The organism is Streptomyces sp. NPDC048361 (assembly GCF_040651795.1).
Classification (GTDB): domain Bacteria; phylum Actinomycetota; class Actinomycetes; order Streptomycetales; family Streptomycetaceae; genus Streptomyces.
Genome location: NZ_JBEZKW010000009.1, coordinates 16,992 through 40,533, shown reverse-complemented (window position 1 = coordinate 40,533; position 23,542 = coordinate 16,992). Strand labels below are relative to the sequence as shown.

At 72.7% G+C, this 23,542-nt stretch carries 20 protein-coding genes; 11 read left to right on the top strand and 9 right to left on the bottom strand.

What is annotated here, in order from left to right:
• Positions 1 to 52 precede the first annotated feature (52 nt).
• Entirely contained in the window at positions 53 to 1,015 is a 963-nt protein-coding gene (locus tag AB0D31_RS07395) for an EamA family transporter (protein ID WP_362718319.1), read from the bottom strand.
• 359 nt (positions 1,016 to 1,374) lie between these two features.
• Positions 1,375 to 2,754 (bottom strand): MFS transporter, encoded by a 1,380-nt coding sequence (locus AB0D31_RS07390; RefSeq protein WP_362718316.1) that lies wholly within the window; start codon positions 2,752 to 2,754, stop codon positions 1,375 to 1,377.
• Between the two features lie 158 nt (positions 2,755 to 2,912).
• Between AB0D31_RS07390 and AB0D31_RS07385 the strand changes: the two genes are divergently transcribed.
• Positions 2,913 to 3,464, top strand: a complete 552-nt coding sequence (locus AB0D31_RS07385) for a MarR family transcriptional regulator (protein WP_362718313.1) — start codon at positions 2,913 to 2,915, stop codon at positions 3,462 to 3,464.
• A 32-nt stretch (positions 3,465 to 3,496) separates the two neighbouring features.
• On the opposite strand, the gene AB0D31_RS07380 is transcribed toward AB0D31_RS07385, so the two are convergent.
• Positions 3,497 to 4,750, bottom strand: coding sequence for a cytochrome P450 (locus AB0D31_RS07380; RefSeq protein ID WP_362718310.1), 1,254 nt, complete (start codon positions 4,748 to 4,750; stop codon positions 3,497 to 3,499).
• Between the two features lie 144 nt (positions 4,751 to 4,894).
• On the opposite strand from AB0D31_RS07380, the gene AB0D31_RS07375 reads away from it, so the two are divergent.
• From AB0D31_RS07375 to AB0D31_RS07365, 3 genes are all read left to right on the top strand, one after another.
• A complete protein-coding gene (locus AB0D31_RS07375; protein WP_362718307.1) occupies positions 4,895 to 6,505 on the top strand; it encodes an MFS transporter in 1,611 nt (536 codons plus the stop codon).
• Positions 6,506 to 6,613: 108 nt separating this feature from the next.
• On the top strand, positions 6,614 to 6,907 hold the full coding sequence (locus AB0D31_RS07370) for a phosphopantetheine-binding protein (RefSeq protein ID WP_362718305.1): 294 nt from the start codon (positions 6,614 to 6,616) through the stop codon (positions 6,905 to 6,907).
• A complete protein-coding gene (locus AB0D31_RS07365; RefSeq protein WP_362718302.1) occupies positions 6,904 to 8,124 on the top strand; it encodes a beta-ketoacyl-[acyl-carrier-protein] synthase family protein in 1,221 nt (406 codons plus the stop codon). The genes AB0D31_RS07370 and AB0D31_RS07365 overlap by 4 nt, the downstream gene beginning before the upstream one ends.
• Before the next feature lie 128 nt (positions 8,125 to 8,252).
• Here AB0D31_RS07365 and AB0D31_RS07360 read toward each other — a convergent pair whose 3' ends face one another.
• The 3 genes from AB0D31_RS07360 to AB0D31_RS07350 all read right to left on the bottom strand — a co-directional run bounded on the left by AB0D31_RS07360 (position 8,253) and on the right by AB0D31_RS07350 (position 10,846).
• Positions 8,253 to 8,492: a hypothetical protein gene (locus AB0D31_RS07360; protein ID WP_362718299.1), complete on the bottom strand. Its 240-nt coding sequence runs from the start codon at positions 8,490 to 8,492 to the stop codon at positions 8,253 to 8,255.
• A 115-nt stretch (positions 8,493 to 8,607) separates the two neighbouring features.
• On the bottom strand, positions 8,608 to 10,623 hold the full coding sequence (gene malQ, locus AB0D31_RS07355) for a 4-alpha-glucanotransferase (protein ID WP_362718296.1): 2,016 nt from the start codon (positions 10,621 to 10,623) through the stop codon (positions 8,608 to 8,610).
• Between the two features lie 4 nt (positions 10,624 to 10,627).
• On the bottom strand, positions 10,628 to 10,846 hold the full coding sequence (locus AB0D31_RS07350; RefSeq protein WP_362718547.1) for a hypothetical protein: 219 nt from the start codon (positions 10,844 to 10,846) through the stop codon (positions 10,628 to 10,630).
• A 242-nt stretch (positions 10,847 to 11,088) separates the two neighbouring features.
• Between AB0D31_RS07350 and AB0D31_RS07345 the strand changes: the two genes are divergently transcribed.
• Positions 11,089 to 13,923, top strand: a complete 2,835-nt coding sequence (locus AB0D31_RS07345; RefSeq protein WP_362718293.1) for a beta-N-acetylglucosaminidase domain-containing protein — start codon at positions 11,089 to 11,091, stop codon at positions 13,921 to 13,923.
• Positions 13,924 to 14,020: 97 nt separating this feature from the next.
• Here the strand turns inward: AB0D31_RS07345 and AB0D31_RS07340 are convergent, their stop codons facing one another.
• Complete coding sequence (locus AB0D31_RS07340) at positions 14,021 to 14,557, bottom strand: HNH endonuclease (protein WP_267053178.1); 537 nt, start codon at positions 14,555 to 14,557, stop codon at positions 14,021 to 14,023.
• Between the two features lie 252 nt (positions 14,558 to 14,809).
• On the opposite strand from AB0D31_RS07340, the gene AB0D31_RS07335 reads away from it, so the two are divergent.
• Both AB0D31_RS07335 and AB0D31_RS07330 read left to right on the top strand, forming a co-directional pair.
• On the top strand, positions 14,810 to 15,895 hold the full coding sequence (locus AB0D31_RS07335; protein ID WP_362718291.1) for a mechanosensitive ion channel family protein: 1,086 nt from the start codon (positions 14,810 to 14,812) through the stop codon (positions 15,893 to 15,895).
• 172 nt (positions 15,896 to 16,067) lie between these two features.
• A complete protein-coding gene (locus AB0D31_RS07330) occupies positions 16,068 to 16,721 on the top strand; it encodes a class I SAM-dependent methyltransferase (protein ID WP_362718288.1) in 654 nt (217 codons plus the stop codon).
• Here AB0D31_RS07330 and AB0D31_RS07325 read toward each other — a convergent pair.
• Positions 16,718 to 18,100 (bottom strand): DUF4157 domain-containing protein, encoded by a 1,383-nt coding sequence (locus AB0D31_RS07325; RefSeq protein ID WP_362718544.1) that lies wholly within the window; start codon positions 18,098 to 18,100, stop codon positions 16,718 to 16,720. The two genes, AB0D31_RS07330 and AB0D31_RS07325, sit on opposite strands and share 4 nt — an antisense overlap.
• A 279-nt stretch (positions 18,101 to 18,379) precedes the next feature.
• Positions 18,380 to 18,892, bottom strand: a complete 513-nt coding sequence (locus AB0D31_RS07320) for a hypothetical protein (protein ID WP_362718285.1) — start codon at positions 18,890 to 18,892, stop codon at positions 18,380 to 18,382.
• A 222-nt stretch (positions 18,893 to 19,114) separates the two neighbouring features.
• Between AB0D31_RS07320 and AB0D31_RS07315 the strand changes: the two genes are divergently transcribed.
• From AB0D31_RS07315 to AB0D31_RS07300, 4 genes are read left to right on the top strand one after another with little or no spacing between them, the layout of a single operon-like run.
• Entirely contained in the window at positions 19,115 to 20,317 is a 1,203-nt protein-coding gene (locus tag AB0D31_RS07315) for an ROK family transcriptional regulator (protein WP_362718282.1), read from the top strand.
• A 53-nt stretch (positions 20,318 to 20,370) separates the two neighbouring features.
• The gene (locus AB0D31_RS07310) at positions 20,371 to 21,708 is read left to right on the top strand and encodes an ABC transporter substrate-binding protein (RefSeq protein ID WP_362718280.1); all 1,338 of its coding nucleotides are present in this window, start codon (positions 20,371 to 20,373) and stop codon (positions 21,706 to 21,708) included.
• A 6-nt stretch (positions 21,709 to 21,714) separates the two neighbouring features.
• Positions 21,715 to 22,659: a sugar ABC transporter permease gene (locus tag AB0D31_RS07305; RefSeq protein WP_362718278.1), complete on the top strand. Its 945-nt coding sequence runs from the start codon at positions 21,715 to 21,717 to the stop codon at positions 22,657 to 22,659.
• Between the two features lies 1 nt (position 22,660).
• Entirely contained in the window at positions 22,661 to 23,539 is an 879-nt protein-coding gene (locus AB0D31_RS07300; RefSeq protein ID WP_362718275.1) for a carbohydrate ABC transporter permease, read from the top strand.
• The last annotated feature ends 3 nt before the right edge of the window (positions 23,540 to 23,542 follow it).

Here is a 23,542-nt window from a genome sequence, read left to right as displayed (position 1 = left end):
CCGTTTCGGATTCGGCAGGGCCTGCGCACCTGGGGAGGCGCGGGGTGTGCCCCTACCGTCGCACCGCCCCAACGGTTAAGTCTATCGAAAGTTTCGCCTCAATACTTTCAGTAGAACTGAACAGAGCGGGGCCGCTCGCCGGCTTCTTCGGCGCGATGGCGATCTGCCCGGCGAGGGTGGCGCCGAAGGCGATCGCCATCCCGAGGATCTGTACGGGGCCGAGGGCCTGGCCGAGCGCCGCCCAGCCGATGACGGCGGCGGTGAGCGGGGAGAGCGGGCCGAGGAAGGTGACGGAGGTCGCGGTCATGCGGCCGATGCCGCGGAACCAGAGCCAGTACGCGACGGCCGTGTTCACCAGGGCGAGGTAGAGGTATCCGGTGAGGTTGCGTCCGTCGAGCGCGGGCGGGGCGCCCTCGGCGAGGAGGGCGACGGGCGCGATGAGCAGCCCGCCCGCGGTGAGCTGCCAGCCGGTCAGGACCAGCGGCCCCACACCCTCGGGCCGCCCCCACCGTTTGGTGAACACCGTGCCTGCGGACATCGAGGCGGAGGAGCCGAGCGCGGCGATCACCCCGATCGCGTCGAAGGCGCCGGTCGCCTTCAGGACCACGAGGCTGACCCCGAGGGCCGCGGCCACGCCGGTGAGCAGGGTGCGCCGGGTGGGCCGCTCTCCCAGGAAGAGCGCGGCGAGCCCGGCCACCCACAGCGGCCCGACCGACCCGATCACGGCCGCCATGCCGCCGGGGAGCCGGTAGGCGGAGAGGAAGAGCAGCGGGAAGAACGCGCCGATGTTGAGCGCGCCGAGCACCGCGGACTTCCACCACCAGGCGCCGCGGGGCAGCCTCCTGGTGACCGCCACCAGCGCGAGCCCGGCGGGCAGGGCCCGCATCATGCCGGTGAACAACGGGCGGTCGGCGGGGAGGAATTGGGTGGTGACGAAGTAGGTGGAGCCCCAGGAGATGGGGGCGAGGGCGGTTAGAGCGGTGGTGGTGAGGGGTCGGTTGAGGTTGAGGTTCACTGGATGTCCCTTCCAGGGGGTGGGGTGGGGCTGGGTGAGGTGGAGTGGGTGCGGTCGGGATGGCTGCGATGCCGGGTGACGGCCGTGCGTGGCTGGTCGCGTTCCCCGCGCCCCTGGAGGCCGCCGGTACCGACCGGTCGCGCCCGCCGCGGCGGAGCCGCGCAGTGTTACAGCCCCGCGCCCCTGGAGGCCGCCCGGTACCGACCGGTCGCGCCCGCCGCGGCGGAGCCGCGCAGTGTTACAGCCCCGCGCCCCTGGAGGCCGCCCGGTACCGACCGGTCGCGCCCGCCGCGGCGGAGCCGCGCAGTGTTACAGCCCCGCGCCCCTGGGTCCGCTCTTCGGGGGAGGACGAGCGCCCTTCAGGCGCGAACGGGGTCCGGGGCGGAGCCCCGGGGGGCTGCACCTTCGGGTAGCCGCACGGGTGACTGGGTGGGAAAACCTCCGACCGCCCCATCGGGAAGCCCCCGCTCAAGCCGCACCACAACCCCCGCCGCCACCACCGACGTCACGACCAGGACCGCCCACGGCACCCGCCCGTCCACGGCCATCAGCGCCGTGAAGAGCGACGGCGCGACCGCTGCCGCGAGCGACCAGGACAGCTGGTACGCCGCGAGGTAGCGCCCCCGCAGTGCCTCCGGCGCGGCGGCCACGGAGAGCGCGCCGGCCGAGGGGCTGTGGACGAGTTCGCCCAGCGTGTACAGCGCGACGATCACCATCAGCGCCCCGCCGAGGACGATCCCCGAGCCGGGCCGGAACGTACCGAGCACGATCTGCGCGGCGAAGGCGGCGGCGAACAGGAGCGAGCCGAGCGCGGCGGAGCGGGTGCGCCGGGCCCCGCGGGACCGTATCCGGGCGCCGACCGCGACCCCGCCCGCCGCGCACATCACGGTGTTGAGCGTGAACGCGGTGCCGGTGAGGGCCTGGGGCCCGCGCAGCCAGGTCGTGATGTACAGCGGGAAGAGCACCGAAAGGGCCGAATAGCCCAACGCGTTGAGGAAGTTGACGGCGGTGAGCCCGAGGAAGGGACGGTCGGCGAAGACCTGCCGGTACCCGGCGGGCCGGGAAGCGACGGCGGCCGCGGCGCCCCCGACGTCCGAGGCGCCCGCGACCGCACCCCCGCCCGCAACCGCGCCCGGCGTGACGGCGGCCCGCCGTTCGGGCCGTACGCCGCGCATCAGGAAGGCGGCGAGGGCGAAGCTGCCCGCGTTCAGCCAGGCCGCGGCCGTAAATCCGGCGTCCCCGCCGAACCCGACGACGAGCGAGGCGAGCAGCGAGCCCGCGCCGAGCCCGCCGTTGCGCAGGGCGCGCGAGGAGGCCTGGAGCCGGTCCCGGTCCGCGCCCTGGGCGACCTCCCCGAGCAGGGACTGCTGCACGGCGGGGAAGGCACGGTCACCGAAGGCGGTGGCGAGCGCGACGGCCGCGAAGGCCGGCAGGGAGTGGGCGAAGGGGTAGAGGAGGAAGCCCGTGCCGCGCACCCCGTACAGGAAGAGCTGGATGCGCCGGGCGCCGTACCGGTCGACGGCCGCCCCGGCGAGCGGCAGCGCGCCGAGCCCGAGCAGTCCCACGACCGTGAGCACGAGGCCCACCGTGGCGAACGGGAGCCCGGTGACATGGTGGAAGAAGACCAGGCTGAACGGTACGTACATCCCGGAGCCGGTCGCGTCGACCGCCATGGCGACGAGCATCCGGCGCTCGCCGGCTATGCGGGGGGTGCGGGTACGACTGCGGAACGTACGCATGGGGACTCCGTCTCCGGTCCGTGTCCGGCCCGTCTCCGGGCGGGCCAAGTGGCTTAGCTGAAAGTAGCTTACTCGTAAGCTACTTTCCGTCAAGCAACTTTCTTGCGTACGACCGATGCTCCTCGGATACTGGTCCCATGACTGCTGCTCCTGGCCCCATGACTGCTGCGACAAGCCCGGCATCCTCGTCCGCACCCCCTCAGGCCGGCGTGCCCGCCTCCGCACCCCCGGACGCGGTGGACGCGATCACCGCGCAGTGGGCCGAGGTCCGGCCGGACCTGGAAACGGTGCCGATGGCGGTGTACGGGCGGATCTACCGGATCGCGCGGGCGATGGGCGATCGGATGGACAGGGAGTACGCGCGCTTCGGCATCGGGCGGGGCGAGTTCGACGTCATCGCGACGCTGCGGCGCTCGGGCGAGCCGTACACGCTGTCGCCGCGCCAGCTCTCGGGGACGCTGATGCTCACGACGGGCGGGATGACGGGGCGCCTGGACAAGCTGGAGAAGGCGGGCCTGCTGGTGCGCAGCCCCGACCCGACGGACCGGCGCGGTCTGCGGGTGACGCTGACGGAGCGGGGGCTGAGGCTGGTGGACGAGTCGGTGACGGCCGGGCTTGCGGCACAGCGAGAGGTCCTGGGCGCCGCCCTCGACGAGGACGAGGCGGCCCAACTCTCCGCGCTGCTGAGGAAGTTGCTGGCGGCGCACTGAAGGACTGCCGGCGCACCAGGGGGCGAGGCACCTTACGCGGGGCTCCGGGTGAGCCGGACGCGCAGCCGCCGCACGCGCCGGGCCACGAAGCCGAACGTGTGCGTGACACGCTCCTCGACCAGGTGCGGCTTGGCGCGCCACAGGGCGGAGAGCATGAGGTCCGCTTCCATACGGGCCAGAGGCGCGCCGAGACAGAAGTGCGCTCCCAGGCCGAACGCGAGGTGTTTGCTGCCGCGTTGCAGGTCCAGGCGGTGCGGGTCGGCGTGGACGAGCGGGTCCCGGTTGGCGGCGTTGAGCATCAGAACCATGATCGTTCCTCGCGGGACCACCGCACCGCCCACCTCGGCGTCGGTCAGCGCGGTGCGCACGGCGATGTGGACGGGTGGTTCGTAGCGCAGGAGTTCCTCCACAGCCGTGGCCATGACGCCGGTGCCGGCACCGGCGTGATCGAGGACGCGACTCTCCTCGGGGTGGGTGAGCAGCGTGTGCAGGCCGTTCGCGATCAGGCCGACCGTCGTCTCGTAACCCGCCGCGATGAGCTGGCCGCAGGTGGCGACCGCCTCGCTCAGTGTGAGGGAGCCGTCCTGCCGCGCGGCGACCTCGGCGAGGTGGCCGATGACACTCGTGCCGCCGCCCTCGGGGCTGTGCCGCAGGAGGGTGGCGAAGGTACGGACGAACTCGGTGCGGGCCCGGGCGATACGGGCCCCGGCGGCGGGATCGACGGCCTGCTGCGGGTCCATGCCGCGTACGAGGAGCTCCGCCATCTCCCCGAACCCGCCGAAGCGGCTCTCGTACTCCGGCGGCAGGCCCAGGACGTCGGAGAGGACCGAGGCCGCCAGCGGCTGGGCGAGGTCCGCGACGACGTCCACTTCTCGTTGGCGCCATGCCCGGTCGGTGAGTTCGCAGACGTACCTTTCGATCCTGGGCCCGAGCCCGGCGGTGGCCCGCGCGGTGAACGCCCCGCTGACCCTGCCCCGTTGCCGGTCGTGCTCGGGCGGGTCCGTCAGGAGGAAGGACCGGGCGGGCACGCCGTACGCGGTGGTGTCGCGGGCCTTCCTGGCGCCGTGGCCGAACCGCGGATCGCGCAGCACCGCGGCGCACTCGGCGTGGCCGAGGAGGACCAGAGCACCCGACGGGGTGCGGTGAACGGGACCGTACCGGGCGCGGAGCGGCTCGGTGAAGCGGTTGGGGTCGGCCCGGTAGGCCTCGCTGGAGGGGTCGCAGTTCAGTTGCTCCGCGATCAGTTCGGGCCAGGAGACCGGAGCCGCGGTACGCGTGTTCTCCATGACGAGCGACTGTAGGGGGCCGCTCCGTACGGGACGGTCGCGCCACGTCTCGCACCCTGTCGGCATTCGAGGGCATTTCTTCGGGCGCCGCCGTGACGGCATGGGGTGCCCGGTGCGCCGGGATACCGGTGGTTCGCTGGCCCCATGGCTGAATTGGTGACCGTGGGCGGCGGCCCCCGGAGAGCACGGTGGGTGGCGGCGGAGACAGGGCTTTCGGTGCGGCGCAGATGGGCGGCGGCGCTCACGGTGTGCCTGGGGCTGTTCCTGCTCGGGCTCGATCTGACCGTGCTCAACGTGGCCGTCCCGGACCTGCGGAACGACCTCGACGCGAGCATGCGGGAAACCCAGTGGATCGTGGACGCCTATGTGCTGGCCCTGGGCGGGCTGGTGCTGACCAGTGGCGGGCTCACCGATCGGCTGGGGCGTCGGCGCGCGTTCGTCGCGGGCCTGGTGGTCTGTGCCCTCTCCTCGGCCGCGGGCGGCCTCGTCCACTCTCCCTGGCAGGTCGTCACCGCGCGCGGCGCCATGGGCGTGGGTGCCGCGTTGCTGATGCCGGCCACGCTGTGCATCATCACCGGCCTGTTTCCCGAACCCGCGCTCCGCCGGCGGGCGATCGCCGTATGGGCGGCGGTCGGTGGGCTCGGGGGCACCTGTGGGCCCGTGATCGGCGGGTGGCTGGTGGAGCGGACCTCCTGGCGCGCCGCCTTCTGGATCAACATTCCCATCGCCGCCCTCACCGTCGTCCTGGCGCTGACACTTGTGCCCGCCCACCGGCCCCTCTCCTCCCGCGCCGCTCCCCGCTTCGACGTGCCGGGCGCCGTCCTGTCGGCGAGCGGTCTGCTCGTCCTGGTGTGGGCCGTCATCGAAAGCCCCGCCCGGGGCTGGACGGAGCCGCTCACGCTCTGCGCCTACGGGGTGGCCGCGCTGTTGCTGGCGGGCTTCCTCGTCGTGGAACACCGCGGCGCCTGCCCGGTCCTGCCGTTGCCGCTGGTGCGTGACGCGCGGGTCGGCACGGCGGCGCTGGTGCTGGCCATGATGTCGTTCGCCCTGTTCGGTGCGCTCTTCGTGGTCACCCTGTATCTGCAGGGGGTTCTGGAGTACACGCCGTGGCAGGCGGGGCTGCGGGTGCTGCCGTTGCCTGCGGGGCTCATGGTGGGCGCGGCGGTCTCGCTGGGGGTCACGGCCCGTTGGGGCGAGAGGAGCAGTGTGCTGCTCGGACTTGTCACGGTGGCGGGCGCGTTCGGGCTCCTGGCACACACGTCCGCGGGCTCCGGCTACGGGCCTCTCGCGGTCTTCCTGGTGCTGGGCGGTGTGGGTGCGGGGCTGACCGCAGCGGCCTCGACCGCCTGCGTCATGAACGCGGTTCCGGCCGCCCAGGCCGGCCTCGGGTCATCGGTCAATGACGCCACCCGTCAGGTCGGCGCCGCCCTCGGCGTCGCCGTCCAGGGCTCGCTCCTGTCCAGCACGTACACCGGCCGGCTCGACGACGCCTTCACCCACATCCGTACGCCCGCCCTGCCACACGGGGTGAACGCCTCGGACAACGTCCTTTCCACCGTGGCGATCGCTCACCGCCTGCCGCCGGAAGCACGTGAGCGGCTGCGCGCGGCGGCGGCCGACGCGTTCGTGCACGGCATGGAGCGGGCCGCCCTGGCCGCGGCCGTCGTCGTGCTGGCCGCCGCCGTGATCACCCTGCGCCGGTTGCCGGCCGGGGCCCGCGTGGACCCGGCGCCAAGTGGTCCGCCAGTGAAGTGATTCTGACGAGCCGGGGGTGTTCCCGACGGCGAACCACCGGCGGCGCCGGTATCACAGGGGACGTCGCCCATCCGCAACCGAACGAACACCCCGACGAAAGGGCACGCCTTGACTACCGCGCAGATTCCGTTCACCGAAGAATCCCTCAAGGCCCTCGTCGTCGAGGAGTTCGAGATTCCCGCCGGTCAACTGAGCGAGGACGCCACCCTGGAAGCCCTCGGGCTCGACTCCCTCGGCTTGCTGGAACTCCTCGTCGCCGTCGAGGCCCGGACGCGCAGGGAAATCTCCACCATGGACCTGCCGATCTCCCCCAACACGCCGTATTCCGAGGCCGCGCGCATCGTCACGCGGGCCGTGGCGCAGGCACCCGTGATCGGCTCCGGAGACCTGGTAGCCGAATGAACCGCCCGCCGCAGATCGCCGTCACCGGGCTCGGTCTTGTCACCGCGGCCGGTGTGGGCGTCCCGGAGACCTGGCGGCGTCTCTGTGCGGGCACGCCCACCAGCGCGCCCGACCCCGAACTCGACGGTCTGCCCGTTCCGTTCGCGTGCCGTGTCCCCGCCGCCCCCGTCAAGGCGGCGGCGCCCGGCCTCGCCTGGCGTGCCGACCCGTTCATCCGCTTCGCCGTGGCCGCCGCCCAGGAAGCCGTCGCCGACGCGGGCCTGGACCCGGGTGGCTGGGACGCGCCGCGCGTGGCGGTCGTGATCGGGGTGGGCGCCTCGACGCACGATCTGACGCCGACCGCGAGCAGTGCCATGGCCGAGCGCCGCTTCCAGGCCGTCCCGCCCACCCTCGTCGCGCGCAGCGCGCCCAACATGGCCGCCGGGTACGTCGGCATGAAGCTGGGCGCCCAGGGGCCCACCCTGTGCACCAGCACGGCGTGCGCCTCCGGAGCGACCGCCATCGGCACGGCCGCCCTGCTCCTGCGCTCGGGCATGTGCGACATCGCCGTCGCCGGCGGCAGCGAGAGCGCGAGCCGGGTCACATCGGCCGCGTTCTGGCGCATGGGAGCGCTCTCGACCCGCACCCACGACCCGGTGGGCGCGTCCCGCCCCTTCGACCGCGATCGCGACGGCTTCGTCCTCGGTGAGGGCGCGGGCGTCCTCGTCCTCGAGCACGCCACGCACGCACGTGCCCGCCGGGCCCGCCCCTACGCGCTGCTGACCGGGTACGGAGCGAGCGGCGACGCCCACCACGCCACCTCGCCGCACCCCGAGGGTGCGGGCGCGCAGCGTGCGATGCGGTCGGCCCTGGCCGACGCGGGTCTGGCGTCCCAGGACATCGATCACGTCAACGCGCACGCCACTTCGACGCGCCTCAATGACCAGGTCGAAGCGATCGCGCTGCGGGGCGTCTTCGGTACGCCGCCGCCGGTCACGGCGACCAAGAGCATCCTGGGCCACTCCCTGGGAGCCGCCGGCGCCATCGAAGCCGTGGTCGGTGCGCTCACCCTGCGCCACCAGCTGATCCATCCGTCCGCCAACCTCGACCGGCTCGACGACGGCATCGACCTGGACGTCGTGACGAAGCAGGCCCGGCCCGGCCGCGTACAGGCCGTGCTGACCACGTCGTTCGGCTTCGGGGGCCAGAACGCGGCCCTGATCCTGCAGGCCTGCTGACGGCGTCCTCGCCCGGTGCAGGCTCCGGCCCGGGGTGCGCACGAAAGCCGCTCCGGTCCACGGGCGCGCACGAAAGCCCCCGCGTCGTCCCTGGCAGGGGGCGGCGGGGGGACCGTGTTCCCGAAGGGTTACGCCTTCGTCGCGGGCTTCCGGGACTTGTCCAGGACCATCACCAGTCCGGCGATGATCGCGAACAGCGCCAGCGGCGCGAGCACGAACAGACCGATCGTGTCCATCACGCTCAGGCCGGAACCCGGGTCGTCACCGTCATCGCGCGTGAGCGCAAGCGCGGGGGACGACATCAGCAGCATCATCAGCGTCGTACCGGCTGCTACGGCGCCGGCGCGCAGGGCGTTCTTCTTGTCCACGGTGCCAACGTAGCGAACGCCCGTGAGGACCGCGCGCCCGGGGTGCCGTACGGGGCCCCGCCCACCCGGGGCCGCCCTCCGCCGGGCGCCGGTCCGCCCCGGAGCGGGGCCGGGGTCACCCCGCGTCGCCCGGGGCCCGGCGCGGAAAGATCCGCATCAGGGCGTGCAGCCGCGGGGAGGCCGTAAGTTGTTCCAGGGTCAGGGGGCGGGCGTCGGGGCCGGCCACCGGGAGGCGCCAGTTGGGGTACTGGTCCCAGGTGCCGGGCAGGTTCTGCGGTCTTCGGTCGCCGACCGCGTCGGGCAGCCACACCCCCACCATCCGCGCCGGGGTGCTCAGCAGGAACCGGTAGACGGCCCTGACCTCGGCCTCTTCGTCGCCCGGGGCGTCGGGAAGCAGCCCGAGCCGCTGGAGGTAGCCGAGCCACTCCCCCACCTCGGCGCGCGCGGCGCTCTGCTCCTGGACCAGCGGGCTCGTGAGCAGGCCGAGGCTGTGGCGGAGCTGGACGTGTTCGCCGGTGAGGCGGGCCGCCGTGGAGGGCAGGTCGTGGGTGGTGGCGGTGGCCAGACAGCCGGGGCGCCAGGTCTCGGGGGCCAGCGGCCGCCCGTCGCCGGCCCAGTCCCGTTCGAACCACAGGACCGACGTGCCGAGCACCCCGCGCGCGGCGAGCGCCTCGCGCACTCCGGGTTCCACCGTGCCGAGGTCCTCCCCTATGACGACGGCGCCCGCCCGGTGCGCCTCAAGGGCGAGGACGGCGAGCATGGCCTCGGCGTCGTAGTGGACGTACGTCCCGTCGGTGGGCGGGTGGCCCTCGGGGACCCACCACAGCCGGAACAGGCCCATCACATGGTCGATGCGCAGGGCGCCCGCGTGCCGCAACAGGCCTTGGAGCAGGCCGCGGTAGGGGGCGTAGCCGCGGGCGGCGAGGACGTCGGGGCGCCAGGGTGGCAGCCCCCAGTCCTGACCCAGCGCGTTGAAGGCGTCGGGGGGCGCCCCCACCGACATGCCGGGCGCGAAGGCGTCCTGCTGTGCCCACGCATCGGCGCCTTCGGGGTGGACGCCCACGGCGAGGTCGTGGACGAGGCCGACCGGCATGCCCGCTTCCCGCGCGGTGCGCTGGGCGGCGGCGAGCTGGGTGTCGGTCAGCCAGGCGAGCCAGGAGTGGAAGTCGACGCGGTCGATGAGTTCGCGCCGGGCGCGGGCGGTCGCGGCGGACGCGGGGTCGCGCAACCCCTCGGGCCAGCGGCGCCAGTGCGGACCGTACCGTTCGGCGAACGCGCACCACGTGGCGTGGTCTTCGAGGGCCTGGCCCTGCTCGGCGAGGAAGTCGCAGTAGGCGGCCCGCCGGCCGGGCGCCATCGGCACCCGGTACAGGAGGGTCAGAGCCTCGCGCTTGAGCGCCCACACCGCGTCACGGTCGATCAACTCACCCTTGGCGAGGACCTGTTCGCGCAGGGTGGCGGCCCGCCCGGACAGCGCGTCGAGCGCGGCCCGGTCGTTGCTGTACGCGTACTCGGGCACGTCCTCGACGCGCAGGTGCACGGGGTCGGGGAAGCGGCGCGAGGAGGGGCGGTAGGGAGAGGGGTCGGTGGGCGTGCCGTGCACGGCCGCGTGCAACGGGTTGACCTGCACGAATCCCGATCCGATGGCGCGGCCCGCCCAGCCTGCCAGCTCGGCGAGGTCACCGAGGTCGCCCATGCCCCACGAGCGCGTGGAGAGCAGCGAGTACAGCTGGACGAGGAGGCCGTGGACACGGTCCGGGGGCTGCGGCACACCCGGGGGCGCGACGATGAGCGTCGCGGACGCGGTACGGCCGTCCCGGTGGCGTACCTCCAACTGGTGGACGCCGAGCGGGAGTTGCTCGATGGGGGTGCCGATGACCGTCAGCTCGCCGGGCAGCGAGGGGCCGGGTGCGCCGCCCCAGCGCACCAGCGTGGGGGGCAGCAGCCGGTCCGCCTCGGCGGCCTCCGCGTCGGCGAGGGCCCGGCTCAGCGCGGCCGGGGTCGAGGCGTCGACGCCGAGCGCGGCGAGGACGGCGACCACCGTGGCGTCCGGCACCTCGACGGTGACGTCCGGCGACGGGGAGTATGACGTGGCCACGCCGTGCCGGGCGGCCAGCCGGGCCAGCGTCACGGCCTCAGAACCCCACGGCCGCGGCGAAGGCCGCCGCCGGGGCGGACGCTCTGTCCGAGGGGCCCGCCACCGGGGTGGGCTCGCTGGTCAGCGGGGTGACTTCGGCCATGGGGGGCTCGCTGATCAGGGGTTCGGCGTCGGCCATGGGGGGCTCACTGGTCAACGGCAGCTCGGGGGCGAGGGCGACCACGGGGGCCTCCAGAGGGGTGGACGGCAGGGACAGGGAATGCCCTACCCAGCCGGGGGCGCCCCAGACGTGCTGTCGCGCACAAGCTCGTACCGAGTCCATCGCATCAGACATACCAGACACTTAGCCCCCTCACTTTGACACCCGCGGCAGACGGGTGATGGGCTCACTCCTTACGCAGTGTCAACTGCTGCGTACACAGCGTCAAGCGAGGGGGAGGTGGAGCCGTGCGGTGCGCCGGCGGGAGGCTGGGGACGGGGAGGAGGAGCCGGGGCGCGGTGGGTGTGGCTGTTCTGGCGATCGCCCTGTTCGCGGGGGGCGTGGGTGCGGCGCCGTGCGATGCCTTCAGCAGGACGCTGATCGCGCCCGCTCCAGCCGCCGCACCGGTCGCGCACACCGCCCCGGGACCCGCCGTCGCCACGTCCGTCGCCCCGGCCGCGCACCCCTCCCCGGGACCCGCCGCCGCCACGACCGTCGCCCCGGCCGCGCACCCCTCCCCGGGACCCGCCGCCGCCACGACCGGCGCTTCGGCCGCCGTCCCGGCCCAGGTGTGGCCTCGCCCACAATGGTTGCGGTTCGGTGGGGCGCCGGTCGTGTTCGCGGGCGCCGCGGTGTTGCTCGCGACCCCGGGCGTCGATCCGTACGCCGTGCGGGCTGCCGAGGACGCCTTGGCGGCAGCCGGGGTGCGTGCCCCGCAGCGGCGCCTCCCGGGCGGCGGGCCGGTCGTCCGGGTCGGCGGGCCCGGCGCCCGGGACGCGCTGCGCGCGCTCGGGGTGCCCGGTTCCGGCGCGCTGCCCGCGGGCGGCTACCGCATCGGGGTGGGCCGGGTCGGCGGCCGTGACACGGTGGCCCTCGACGGGACGGGGCCGGACGGCCTCTTCCACGCCGTCCAGACGCTGCGGCAGCTGATCGGCGAGGACCGGCAGGGGCCGCTGCCGCAACTGATCGGCAAGGGCGGGCAGGGGCCGCAGCCGATCGGCGAGGACGAACACGGGCGGACCCGCATCCCCGGGGTCGCCGTGCGCGACTGGCCCGCGACGCCGGTGCGCGGCATCGCGGAGGGCTTCTACGGTGAGTCCTGGAGCCTCCAACAGCGCCTGGACCAGCTCGACTTCATGGCCCGGACGAAACAGAACCGCTATCTGTACGCGGCGGGCGACGACCCGTTCCGTCAGGCCCGCTGGCGCGAGCCGTACCCGGCGGGGCTGCGCACGCAGTTCGTGGCGCTCGCCGGCCGGGCCGCCCGGGACCATGTGACGCTCGGGTGGGCGGTGGCGCCGGGGCAGGAGCTCTGCCTGTCGTCCGACGCCGACGTCGCGCAGCTGAACGCCAAGTTCGACGCGATGTGGGCGCTCGGGATGCGGGCCTTCCAGCTCCAGTTCCAGGACGTCTCCTACAGCGAGTGGCAGTGCGACGCGGACGCGGCGGCGTTCGGCTCGGGCCCGGCGGCCGCGGCGCGGGCGCATGCCCGGGTCGCCGACGCCGTCGCCGCCCACCTGACCGCGGCGCACCCGGGCGCCGAGCCGCTGTCGCTGATGCCGACCGAGTACTACCAGGACGGCTACACCGCCTACCGAGGCGCGCTCGCGGCCGCCCTCACCCCGGGCATCCAGGTCGCCTGGACCGGGGTCGGTGTCGTACCGCGCACCATCACCGGGCCTCAACTCGACGGCGCGAAAGCGGTGCTGGGCCATCCGCTCGTCACGATGGACAACTATCCGGTCAACGACTACGCACCGCGCCGGGTCTTCCTCGGCCCCACCACCGGCCGCGCCCCGGCGGTCGCTGCGGGCTCGGCGGCCCTGCTCTCCAACGCGATGCGCCAGCCCGTGGCATCCCGTATCCCACTGTTCACGGCCGCCGACTTCGCCTGGAACCCCGGCGGCTACCGGCCCCAGGAGTCCTGGCGAGCCGCCGTCGACGACCTGGCGGGCGGCGACGCGCGGATCCGCGAGGCGCTCGCGGCGGTGGCGGGCAACGATGCGTCCTCCATCCTGGGCGGGGCGGAGTCGGCGTATCTGCGTCCCCTGACGACAGCGTTCTGGACGGACCGTACGGACCCGGACACGGCGGTGGCGGTGGCGGTGGCGGTGGCGGCGCACGACGGCGCGGCCCGAACGCTGAGGGCCGCGTTCACCGGTATGCGCGATGCTCGGCAGCGCCTCGCCGGCACGGCGCTTGGGGCCGAACTGACGCCGTGGCTGGACCAGTTGGCGCGCTACGGGCGGGCCGGCGAGCGCGCCGTCGACCTCCTCCAGGCCCAGTCCCACGGAGACGGCGCGGCGGCCTGGCGCGCCTCGCTCGCCCTCGAACCGTTGCGCCCGGCCCTCGTGGACGCGCCGGTCACCGTGGGCGAGGGCGTACTGGACGCGTTTCTGGACCGGGCGGTGCGCGAGGCCGATGCGTGGACGGGCGCGGACCACCCGCCCGTGAACGTCACCCGATCGCCGGACGCCCTCACCGTCGCCCCGAGCGCCCCGAGCGCCCCGAGCACCCTGAGCGCCCCGGCCACCACCGCTTCCGGCCTGCGCACCTTCGCCGTGCGCCCGGTCGAGGCGCTCACCGTGCTGGCCGCACCCGGCACCACCGGCGAGGTCCAGGCGCACACCCCGGGCGAGGACTGGCGGACCCTGGGCGCGCTCGACCCGTCCGGCTGGACCGAGATCGCGGCCCACGGCGTACGGGCCGACGCGGTGCGGGTGACCGGCGAGGCGTCCGGGGTGCGGCGCCTGGTGCCCTGGTACGCGGATGAGCCGCCGGCCCATCTGGCGCTCGGGCCCGCCACGGTGGACGCCGAGCCGGGCGGACCCCCGCAGCGGGTCACCGCCTCGGTCGCGGCGATGGGGCCCGGGGTGGTGCGGGGCGCACTCTCGGCGCGGGCGCCGCGCGGCGTCACGGTGCGGCTTCCACGCGAGGTGACGGTGGCGCGCGGCACCCGCAGAGACGTGCCGGTCGAGGTGAGCGTGGCCCCGGGCACACCCTCGGGCGACTACCGGGTGCCGGTCTCGTTCGGGGGCCGGGAGGACATCCTCACCGTGCGGGCCCGCCCGCGCACCGGCGGACCCGACCTGATCGCAGGCTCGAATGCGCCCGCGTACGCCGTCACCGAGTGAGAGCAAGGCGACGACGACGAGGGCGCCGAGCAAGCGGGGGCCGGGCGCTCGGACCGCCGCGCCCCTCTCCGCCCCGCCCTGTCCGCCCCGCCCCGCCTCAGGCGGAGATGCCGTCGATCCGGGCGAGGGCGTCGTCCGCGCCGAAAGGTTGCAGGTAGGGCAGCCAGCGCGGGTCGCGGTGGCCGGTGCCGATGATCCGCCAGGCGAGGCCGCTGGGCGGGGCGGGCTGGTGGCGCAGGCGCCAGCCGAGCTCAAGGAGGTGCCGATCGGCCTTGACGTGGTTGCAGCGACGGCACGCGGCGACGACGTTCTCCCAGGCGTGCTGGCCGCCCCGGCTGCGCGGGATGACGTGGTCGACGCTGGTTGCGACGCCACCGCAGTACATGCAGCGGCCGCCGTCCCGGGCGAACAGGGCACGCCGGGTCAGCGGAACGGGCCCCCGGTAGGGGACCCGCACGAATCTTTTGAGCCGTACGACGCTGGGCGCAGCGACGGCACGGGTCGCGCTGTGCATGAAGGCGCCGGATTCCTCAAGGCTGACGGCCTTGTTTTCCAGCACGAGGACGAGCGCGCGGCGGAGCGGTACGACGCCGAGGGGCTCGTACGACGCGTTGAGGACCAGGACGTGCGGCACGGGTGCCTCCTATTACGCCGGCGGCGCGTGGCTCGCGCCGGGACGATCTGCTCTCCAGTTTGTCCTCATGCCTGGTCGAAGCGCCACCACGTCCGGGTAACGGGCCCGAAGTGTTTTCGACCACACCCCCTTCTTTCCCAGGTGGAGGGCGTGTCTCCCCCGAACACGTCAACGGAGCACAGCTCTTGCCCCGTTAGTGTGGTGGGTCTGCCGCCGCTCTTCGCCGGCACCGCACCGCTGGAGGTTCCTGCCGTGAACTGGTCCGCCGTCCTGGCCGACGGATCGCCGTCGCCCAGGCCCGCGACGCTCGACGACGCCCAGAAGTCGGCCACCGAGGCCGCGGGCTGGGTGGAGCAGAACTGGTCGACCTGGCTGTACGTCGGATTCCGCATCCTCCTGATCATCGTCATCGCGTCGGTCCTCAGAGTGCTGGTGCGCCGGGCGCTGACCAAGCTCATCGAGCGGATGAACCGCAGCGCCCAGGCGGTCGAGGGCACCGCGCTCGGCGGGTTGCTCGTCAACGCGGAGCGGCGACGTCAGCGCTCGGAGGCCATCGGCTCGGTCCTGCGCTCGGTGGCGTCGTTCCTGATCATGGGCACGGCGGCGCTGATGGTGCTCGGCGTCCTCAACATCAACCTGGCCCCGCTGCTCGCCTCGGCGGGTGTGGCGGGCGTGGCGATCGGTTTCGGCGCGCGCAACCTGGTGACGGACTTCCTCTCCGGCGTGTTCATGATCCTGGAGGACCAGTACGGCGTCGGCGACTCCATCGACGCGGGGGTCGCCTCCGGCGAGGTGATCGAGGTCGGACTGCGCGTGACGAAGCTGCGCGGCGCGGACGGCGAGATCTGGTACGTACGCAACGGTGAGATCAAGCGCATCGGCAACCTGTCGCAGGGCTGGGCGACGGCCGGGGTGGACGTGCGGGTCCGGGCGAGCGAGGACCTGGAGCGGCTGCGTACGGTGATCAACGAGGCGACGGAGTCCATGGCGAAGGAAGAGCCGTGGAACGAGCGCCTGTGGGGCCCGATCGAGATCCTCGGCCTCGACGAGGTGCTGCTCGACTCGATGGTGGTGCGGGTATCCGCGAAGACCATGCCGGGCAAGTCGCTGAGCGTGGAGCGGGAGCTGCGTTGGCGGATCAAGGTCGCCCTGGACGCGGCGGGCATCCGCATCGTCGGCGGCCTGGCGCCGGCGGCTGGGCCGGCCGCGGTCGACCCCTCGGCCTCGGTCGCCGCCCCCTCCGCGCTGAACAACCCGACGTCCCCGCAGTCCCTGGCCACGGCCCCGATCCCCAACCCGGCGCCGAACCCGGGCGGGAGCTCGAACCTGTCGAAGTAGCCTCAGGGCCCTCCTGGGGTGGGGTGGAGAGGGGTTGAGGCCGGCGCTCCTGGCGCTCCGCCCCCTGACTACTCGGTGCCGGGCGGCATAGGCGTAGTCGGCCGGAGCCGGGAACTGCGCGAGTCGTGGGCGCGGCAGGATCACTGATCCGCCGCGTCGTACTGTCGTGCGCATGGCCGACCATGACTCCCTCGCAGCCACTCGCGAGGCATACGACGATGCCGCCGACACCTACGCCCTGCTGTTCCGTGACTCCCTGCGCGACAGCCCCCTGGACCGCGCCATGCTGGGCGTGTTCGCCGAGGCGGTGCGGGCCGGCGGGGGCGGGCGGGTCGCGGATCTGGGGTGCGGGCCGGGGCACGTAACGGATCACCTCACCGCGCTGGGCCTCGACGCGTTCGGCGTGGACGCCTCTCCCGCGATGGTCGATCTGGCCCAACAGGCGTACCCGGGGCTTCAGTTCACCGTGGGCACGATGAGCGCCCTGGACAGCGCCGACGGAGCACTGGCCGGCGTGCTCTCCCGCTGGTCGGTCATTCACACCCCGCCACCAGAACTCCCTTCCATCAGCGGGGAGTTCGCGCGCGTTCTCGCGCCCGGCGGCCACCTGCTCATCGGCTTCTCGGCCGGCGATAGCGCGTCCGAGCCCACGCAGGTCTTCGACCACGCGGTCGCGCCGGCCTACCGGTGGTGGCCCGACCACCTCGCCGCGCTGCTGCGCGCGTCGGGTCTCGCGGAGGTGGCACGCATGGTCCGCGAGCCGCAGCCCACGGACCGGCGCCAGTTCAAGGAGGTGCACCTGCTGGCCCGCAAGGCCGGCGTCTAGCGGTTCGCGCGCGCGTCGTTGCCCGAGGTGCGGTCCATGTCCGCGTTGAGCTCTCCCACGTTGATCGGCACGAGCGTCACCGTGATGGCACCCTGGGAGAAGGACTTGCCGTGACGTCCGTGGAAGCTCTCCGGGAGGCGCTGGCCGATCTCGCTCGCCGACTGGTAGATGTCGAAGATGCCCGCCACACCGACGGTCGGATCCGCGTCCGTGGAACCGGCGGTCTGCTCGACGGTGATCCGGTCGCTGCCGTCCTGCGCGACGACGCCCGCTACGTGGTAGGGCCACCTGGTGGAGTTCTGCGGGGTCTTCCCCTTCCACTCCGTCTCGACGATGGAGAAGGCCTCGCCGGCGTCCGGGGCTTCGTTGTGGTCCCCTCCGGGGCGGTTTTGCGCGTACTCGCGGGCCCGGTCGACGTTCTTCTTGTCGCTCTCACCGAAGAGCCCGCCGCCCTTGAACGTGCTGGCGTCCTGGCCCATCTCCAACGCCTGGGCGTGCATGACCTCTTCGGCGGAGTGGGAGCAGTCCTCAAGGAAGGACTTCAGCGGCGCGTACGGGATGTACTGGGCATCGCCGATGGTGGTCCTGCGCCGCCCCGTGGCCTCTTCGCAGTAGCGGGGTGCGGGGACGTCGCTTCGCGCGTACAGCTCGTACTGGTCGCTGCCACTGGCGCCGCGCAGCGCGTACTTGCCGGTCTGGGAGATGCGCCAGGTGACCGAGCCGACCTTCTCCTCGGTGTACCGCTGCACCATGGGCGCGGTGTCGCCGGCGGTGGCTCGTGCGTTCTCCTGCCCGTGCGCCGAGCCCGCCGCGGTGTGTCCCACCGCCGACCGCATGACCCGCGTGGCGTTGGCTTCCGCCTCGCGCTCGAACCGGTCGGCGGGATCGGAGACCTTGAGGCCGCCTCCGTTGTCGGTACCGGACACCGGGCCCTGGCGCTGCTGGATGACGTGGGTCAGCTCGTGGGCCAGGGTGTGCTTGTCCGCACCGCCCTCGCCCACGACGACGTGGTTGCCGGAGGTGTAGGCGTGCGCCCCGACCTCGGCGGCGGACGCCTTGGCCGCGCCGTCGTTGTGGATGCGTACGTCGGAGAAGTCCGCGCCGAGACGGGACTCCATGTCGGTACGGGTGGCGTCGTCCAGGGGACGGCCGGGGGTGCGCAGGACATCATGGACGGCGGACCGCTGCACCTGCGGCTGCTCGGCCTGCTGGTGCCCGCAGCCGGCGCCGTGCTGGTGCTTCTCCTGTACGAAGGAGTGACCGGCCTGACGGAGCATCTGCACGACCGCCGCGTTGCCCGCGGTGGCCTGCATCCCGAGCAGACCGGCGGCAGGCGTCCGTCGCTCCGGCCCGGCGCCCGGCCGGCCGGGCGCCCGCAGAGCGCCGTCGACCTTGCGGACCGGTTCGCCGTGGGGGTGCCTGGGAGTCACTCGATCACCTTTCAGATGCCTGGCGGCCGGGCCGGGTTGCGGACCGGCCTCCTGGGAACGCGCCCGCGAGGAGTAAGCCACGAGGTCGCGCCAGGGTTCGAGGGACAGTCCCCCTCGAACACGCTACCGCCCGGCCAACGCTGCACCAACCTCGGTACCACGGCGAGCAGCCCGCCCGGAATCGGCCGGATCGCACGCGCATCGAGCCGGAATCACCGCCGGCCGCGGTCAGGCGGCGTTGAAATCCGAGACTCGCCAGACGGTGCCCGATCGGTTGACGCGGAGCCAGGTGTAGCCCGCCGCGCAGTCGATGTCGACCCGGATGGAGTCGGAGCTGTCCTGGGGATCGCCCTCGGTCTTGTAGCTGTCCGGCGCGTTCACACAGACGGCCTGCCGGAAGACGTATCGATCGTCCGCCGCCAGTTCGGCAAGAGCCTCGGGGCACGATCCGCCCCTGCTGGAAGCGAAGGACCGTAGCCGGGCATCGGCCAGTCCACACGCCTCCGCCGCGTCTCCGCGCGCCAGAGCCTGCGCGAACCGCCGCGCCGCGTCTTTCGCGGTGCTCGCCGCCCCCGCGGCGGCGGGCGTGCCGGCTGCCGGCGTGGCAGGTTTCGCGGCCGACGAACGGGCGGCCGTCGACTCGCTCGACGGAGCGTGACCCGTGGAACCGGCACACGCCACGGATCCCGCTGCTACCAGCAGAGTTGCGGCACCGAGCCGGAGGACACCTTGGGCGATCACTCGCGGAGCTTAACAACTGTGGTGCAGGTGAGCCGAGTTGCCGAGGGCGATCGCCCCCGCCGGATAACGCTTTGGCAGTCGCCGCGCCGACAACCCCCGCCCCGCCCATTGACGTGCCGCGGCCCACCGCCTACCTTCCTCCCAACGAATAGGAAACTTTACTAACAGTCATACGGGGAAGCGGGCGCCACCGCGCGTACCCGGAGGGCAGGGGGATCCGTCATGGCCGGTACTACCCCGGGAACGCCGCGCGTACTCCGCGCGATGAACGACCGTGCCGCGCTCGATCTGCTCCTGGAGCACGGGCCCCTCTCGCGGACCCGGATCGGCAAGCTCACCGGGCTCTCCAAGCCGACCGCCTCGCAGCTGCTCGCCCGTCTGGAGGCGGCGGGTCTCGTCGTCGCCACCGGGACGACCGAGGGGCGGCCGGGGCCCAACGCGCAGCTGTACACGGTCAACGCGGCCGCCGCCCACGTGGCCGGGCTCGATGTGACCCCCGAGCGGATCCGCGCCGCCGTCGCCGATGTGGCGGGCGGGGTCGTCGGGGAGTTCGAGGTGGCGACCCCGCCGCGGCGCGGCGCATCCGTGGTGCGGCAGGTCACCGGGGCGCTGGACGGGGCCGTCAAGGCGGCCGGGCTGGTCCGGGGCGATCTGCACCGCGTCGTCATCGGCACCCCCGGCGCCTTCGACCCCGGCACGGGCCGCCTTCGCTACGCCTCCCACCTGCCGGGCTGGCACGCCCCCACCCTGCTGGAGGAGCTCGCCGCCACGCTCCCGATGCCCGTCGAGTACGAGAACGACGTCAACCTCGCCGCCATCGCCGAGCAGCGCCTGGGCGCGGCCCGCGGCCACGACGACTTCGTGCTGCTCTGGAACGAGGGCGGGCTCGGCGCCGCCCTCGTCATCAACGGCCGGCTGCACCGCGGCTTCACCGGCGGCGCCGGTGAGGTCGGCTTCCTGCCGGTGCCGGGGGCGCCCCTCGTACGCCATGTCACCAAGGCGAACTCCGGCGGCTTCCAGGAGCTCGCGGGCGGCCAGGCGCTGCCCCGGCTCGCCCGGGAGCTCGGCGTCGCCGACGTGCCCATGGGGGCGACCAGCGACATCGCCACCACCCTGATCGCGCGTGGCGCCGCGGCCGAGCGGGGCCCCGAACGCCGGCTCCTCCACGCCTTCGCGACCGCGCTCGCCACCGGTCTCGCCTCCATGGTCGCCGTCCTCGACCCGGAGCTCGTCGTACTGTCCGGCGGTCTGCTCGCCGCCGGGGGCGAGCCGCTGCGCGAGCTCGTCCACAGCGAACTGGGCGAACTGGCGGCCTCGCGGCCCCGGCTCGTCATCGGAGAGGTCACCCAACTCCCCGTCCTTCGAGGTGCGTTGGAGTCCGCCCTCGCCACCACGCGTGACGAGGTCTTCGACACCGCGCGCTGAACCGAACCCGCCCCACCCCCGCCAACCCACCCCACTCCCCGGGAGACACCGCCATGCCCACCACCCGCCGGAAGTCGGCCGTCGTACTGGCCGCGACCGCCTCCATAGCCCTGTTCGCCTCCGCCTGTACGGGGCAGAGCGGCACCAGCGCGAGCGACGACGCGTCCAAGGACACGACGATCACCTTCTGGCACGGGTGGAGCGCCCCCAACGAGGTCGCCGCCATCCAGGCCAACGTGGACGCCTTCCAGAAGGCGCACCCCAACATCCACGTCAAGGTCGTCGGCAACGTCAACGACGACAAGATCAACCAGGCGCTGCGCGCGGGTGGTTCCAGCGCGCCCGACGTGGTGTCGTCGTTCACCACCAACAACGTCGGCAAGTTCTGCTCGTCCAACGCGCTCGTCGACCTCGCGCCGTTCCTGAAGAAGGACGGCATCGACCCGGCGAAGACGTTCCCGAAGACCATGAACGAGTACACCCAGTTCGAGGGGAAGCGGTGCACGCTGCCGCTGCTCGGGGACGCCTACGCGCTCTACTACAACAAGGACGCCTTCAAGGCGGCCGGGATCGACGCACCGCCCACCACCTGGTCGGAGTTCGAGGCCGACGCCAAGCTGCTGACCAAGCCGAAGGGCGACGCGTACGAGCAGCTCGGGTTCATGCCGGACTACCACGCCTACGAGACGACGACCGAGCACTACCTCGCGCAGTGGTCACCGACGTACTTCGACTCCAGCGGCAAGTCGAACATCGCCAAGGATCCGGCGTTCGAGAAGGGCCTCGCCTTCCAGAAGCAGCTCGTCGACGACCTGGGCGGCTTCACCAAGCTGGAGAAGTACCGCTCGTCCTTCGGCGAGGAGTACGGCGACACCAACCCGTTCAACACCGGCCAGGTCGCGATGGCCCTGGACGGCGAGTGGCGGCTCGGGATGGCGCTGGCCGGCGAGCCGAAGTTCGACATCGGGGTGGCGCCGCTGCCCGTCCCCGACGACCAGAAGGCCACGCACGGCAAGGGCTATCTGACCGGCACCATCGCGGGCATCGCCGCGACGTCGAAGAAGCAGAACGCCGCCTGGGAGCTGGTCAAGTTCATGACCACGAACACGGACGCGGTGGTGAACTTCGCCAACGCCATCCACAACGTGCCCTCCACCCTGGACGCCCTCAAGTCGCCCAAGCTCCAGGCCGACCCGCGCTTCAAGACGTTCCTGGACATCGCGCAGAACCCGAACTCCACCACCACCCCGGCCTCCGTCAACGGCGGCCAGTACCTGGTGTCGTTGCAGAACCTCGGCTTCGACGTCGAGAGCGGCAAGCAGGGCGACATCAAGGCGGGGCTCGCCAAGACCGCCCAGGAGATCGACTCCGCGATCGCGCAGGCGAAGTAGCCGGTCATGAGCACCCCGTACACACTGCGCGCCAAACACCGCCGCTCGGCGCTGCGCACCCTGGCGTTCCTGTCGCCCTGGCTGATCGGGTTCTGCGTCTTCTTCGCCTACCCGCTGATCTCCACGGTCTACTTCTCCTTCACGCACTACGACGGCTTCGGCGCGGCCACCTTCGATGGCCTCAAGAACTGGTCGTACGTGTTCAGCGACTACCCGCTGTTCTGGCCCGCGCTGCGCAACACCCTGTGGCTGGTGATCGTCATGGTCGCCTGCCGGGTGGTGTTCGGGCTCGGCGTCGGCATGCTGATCACCAAGATCAAGACGGGGGTCGGCGTCTTTCGCACCCTGTTCTACCTGCCCTACCTCGCCCCGCCGGTCGCGGCCACGCTCGGCTTCGTCTTCCTGCTCAACCCCGGTACCGGGCCGGTCAATTCGCTCCTCGGCGACCTCGGGATCCCGGCGCCGAACTGGTTCACCGACCCGTCCTGGTCCAAGCCCGCGCTCACCCTGCTCGCGGTGTGGGGCGTCGGCGACCTCATGGTCATCTTCATGGCGGCCCTGCTCGACGTGCCGAAGGAGCAGTACGAGGCCGCCGAGCTGGACGGCGCATCGCCCTGGCAGCGGTTCCGGTTCGTGACCCTGCCGAACATCTCGCCGATCGTGATGTTCGCCGTGGTCACCGGCGTCATCCAGGCGATGCAGAGCTACACCCAACCGCTGGTGGCGGGCAAAGTCGCCTCCGGCATCATCGGCAACTCGGGCCAGCAGTTCGAGCCCGGCTACCCCGACAAGTCGACGCTGACCCTGCCGCAGCTCGTCTACAACCTGGGCTTCCAGCGCTTCGACTACGGCTCCGCGTGTGTGGTCGCCCTCGTCCTGTTCGCCCTCTCCATGGCCTTCACCGCGCTGCTCATGAAGCGGCGCGGCGGGCTGCTCCAGGCAGGTGAGTGACGTGACGTATGCCCTTGAGACCCCCCTCGCGACCCCCGCGGCCAAGGTGGCCCGGCGCAAGGCGGCGCTCCACTGGATCGCCGTGCACGCGCTCGGCGTGGCCGCCGCGCTCTTCTTCGTGCTGCCCTTCGTCTTCCTGCTGCTCACCTCGCTCATGGACGACCACCAGACCCTGACCCGCGATCTGATCCCGCACCACTGGGCGTGGTCGAACTACCGCAAGGTGTTCGACACCCCGGGGTTCTTGACGTGGTGGAAGAACACCCTCCTCTACGCCGGCCTCGGCACGGTGCTCAGCGTGGTGTCGTCCGTGCCGGTGGCGTACGCGCTCGCCAAGTTCCGCTTCCGCGGCCGCAATCTGTCGCTGATGCTGGTCATCTCGATGATGATGCTGCCGCCGCAGGTGATCATCATTCCGATGTACTTGTTCTGGGCGAAGCAGCTGGACCTGTCGGGCACGCTGTGGCCGCTGATCATCCCGCTGGCGTTCGGCGACGCGTTCACCATCTTCCTGCTGCGGCAGTTCCTGCTGACCATCCCCAACGAGTACCTGGACGCCGCGAAGGTCGACGGGTGCGGGGAGCTGCGCACCCTGATCAAGGTGGTGCTGCCGATGGCCCGGCCGGGCATCGCCGCCGTCGCGCTCTTCCAGTTCTTCTACGCCTGGAACGACTACTTCGGGCCGCAGATCTACGCGTCCGACACGCCGGCGTCCTGGACGCTCAGCTATGGCCTGGAGTCCTTCAAGGGCGCGCACCATACCGACTGGAACCTGACCATGGCCGCGACCGTTCTGGTCATGGCCCCCGTGATCCTCGTCTTCTTCTTCGCGCAGAAGGCTTTCGTCGAGGGCGTCACACTGACCGGAGTGAAGGGCTGATCT

Bases quoted from the DNA above. Each gene is read 5' to 3' on its own strand.
- AB0D31_RS07390 (WP_362718316.1), bottom strand. From the start codon at position 2,754: ATGCGTACGTTCCGCAGTCGTACCCGCACCCCCCGCATAGCCGGCGAG.
- AB0D31_RS07385 (WP_362718313.1), top strand. From the start codon at position 2,913: ATGACTGCTGCGACAAGCCCGGCATCCTCGTCCGCACCCCCTCAGGCC.
- AB0D31_RS07380 (WP_362718310.1), bottom strand. From the start codon at position 4,750: ATGGAGAACACGCGTACCGCGGCTCCGGTCTCCTGGCCCGAACTGATC.
- AB0D31_RS07375 (WP_362718307.1), top strand. From the start codon at position 4,895: ATGGCTGAATTGGTGACCGTGGGCGGCGGCCCCCGGAGAGCACGGTGG.
- AB0D31_RS07365 (WP_362718302.1), top strand. From the start codon at position 6,904: ATGAACCGCCCGCCGCAGATCGCCGTCACCGGGCTCGGTCTTGTCACC.
- AB0D31_RS07330 (WP_362718288.1), top strand. From the start codon at position 16,068: ATGGCCGACCATGACTCCCTCGCAGCCACTCGCGAGGCATACGACGAT.
- AB0D31_RS07315 (WP_362718282.1), top strand. From the start codon at position 19,115: ATGGCCGGTACTACCCCGGGAACGCCGCGCGTACTCCGCGCGATGAAC.
- AB0D31_RS07310 (WP_362718280.1), top strand. From the start codon at position 20,371: ATGCCCACCACCCGCCGGAAGTCGGCCGTCGTACTGGCCGCGACCGCC.
- AB0D31_RS07305 (WP_362718278.1), top strand. From the start codon at position 21,715: ATGAGCACCCCGTACACACTGCGCGCCAAACACCGCCGCTCGGCGCTG.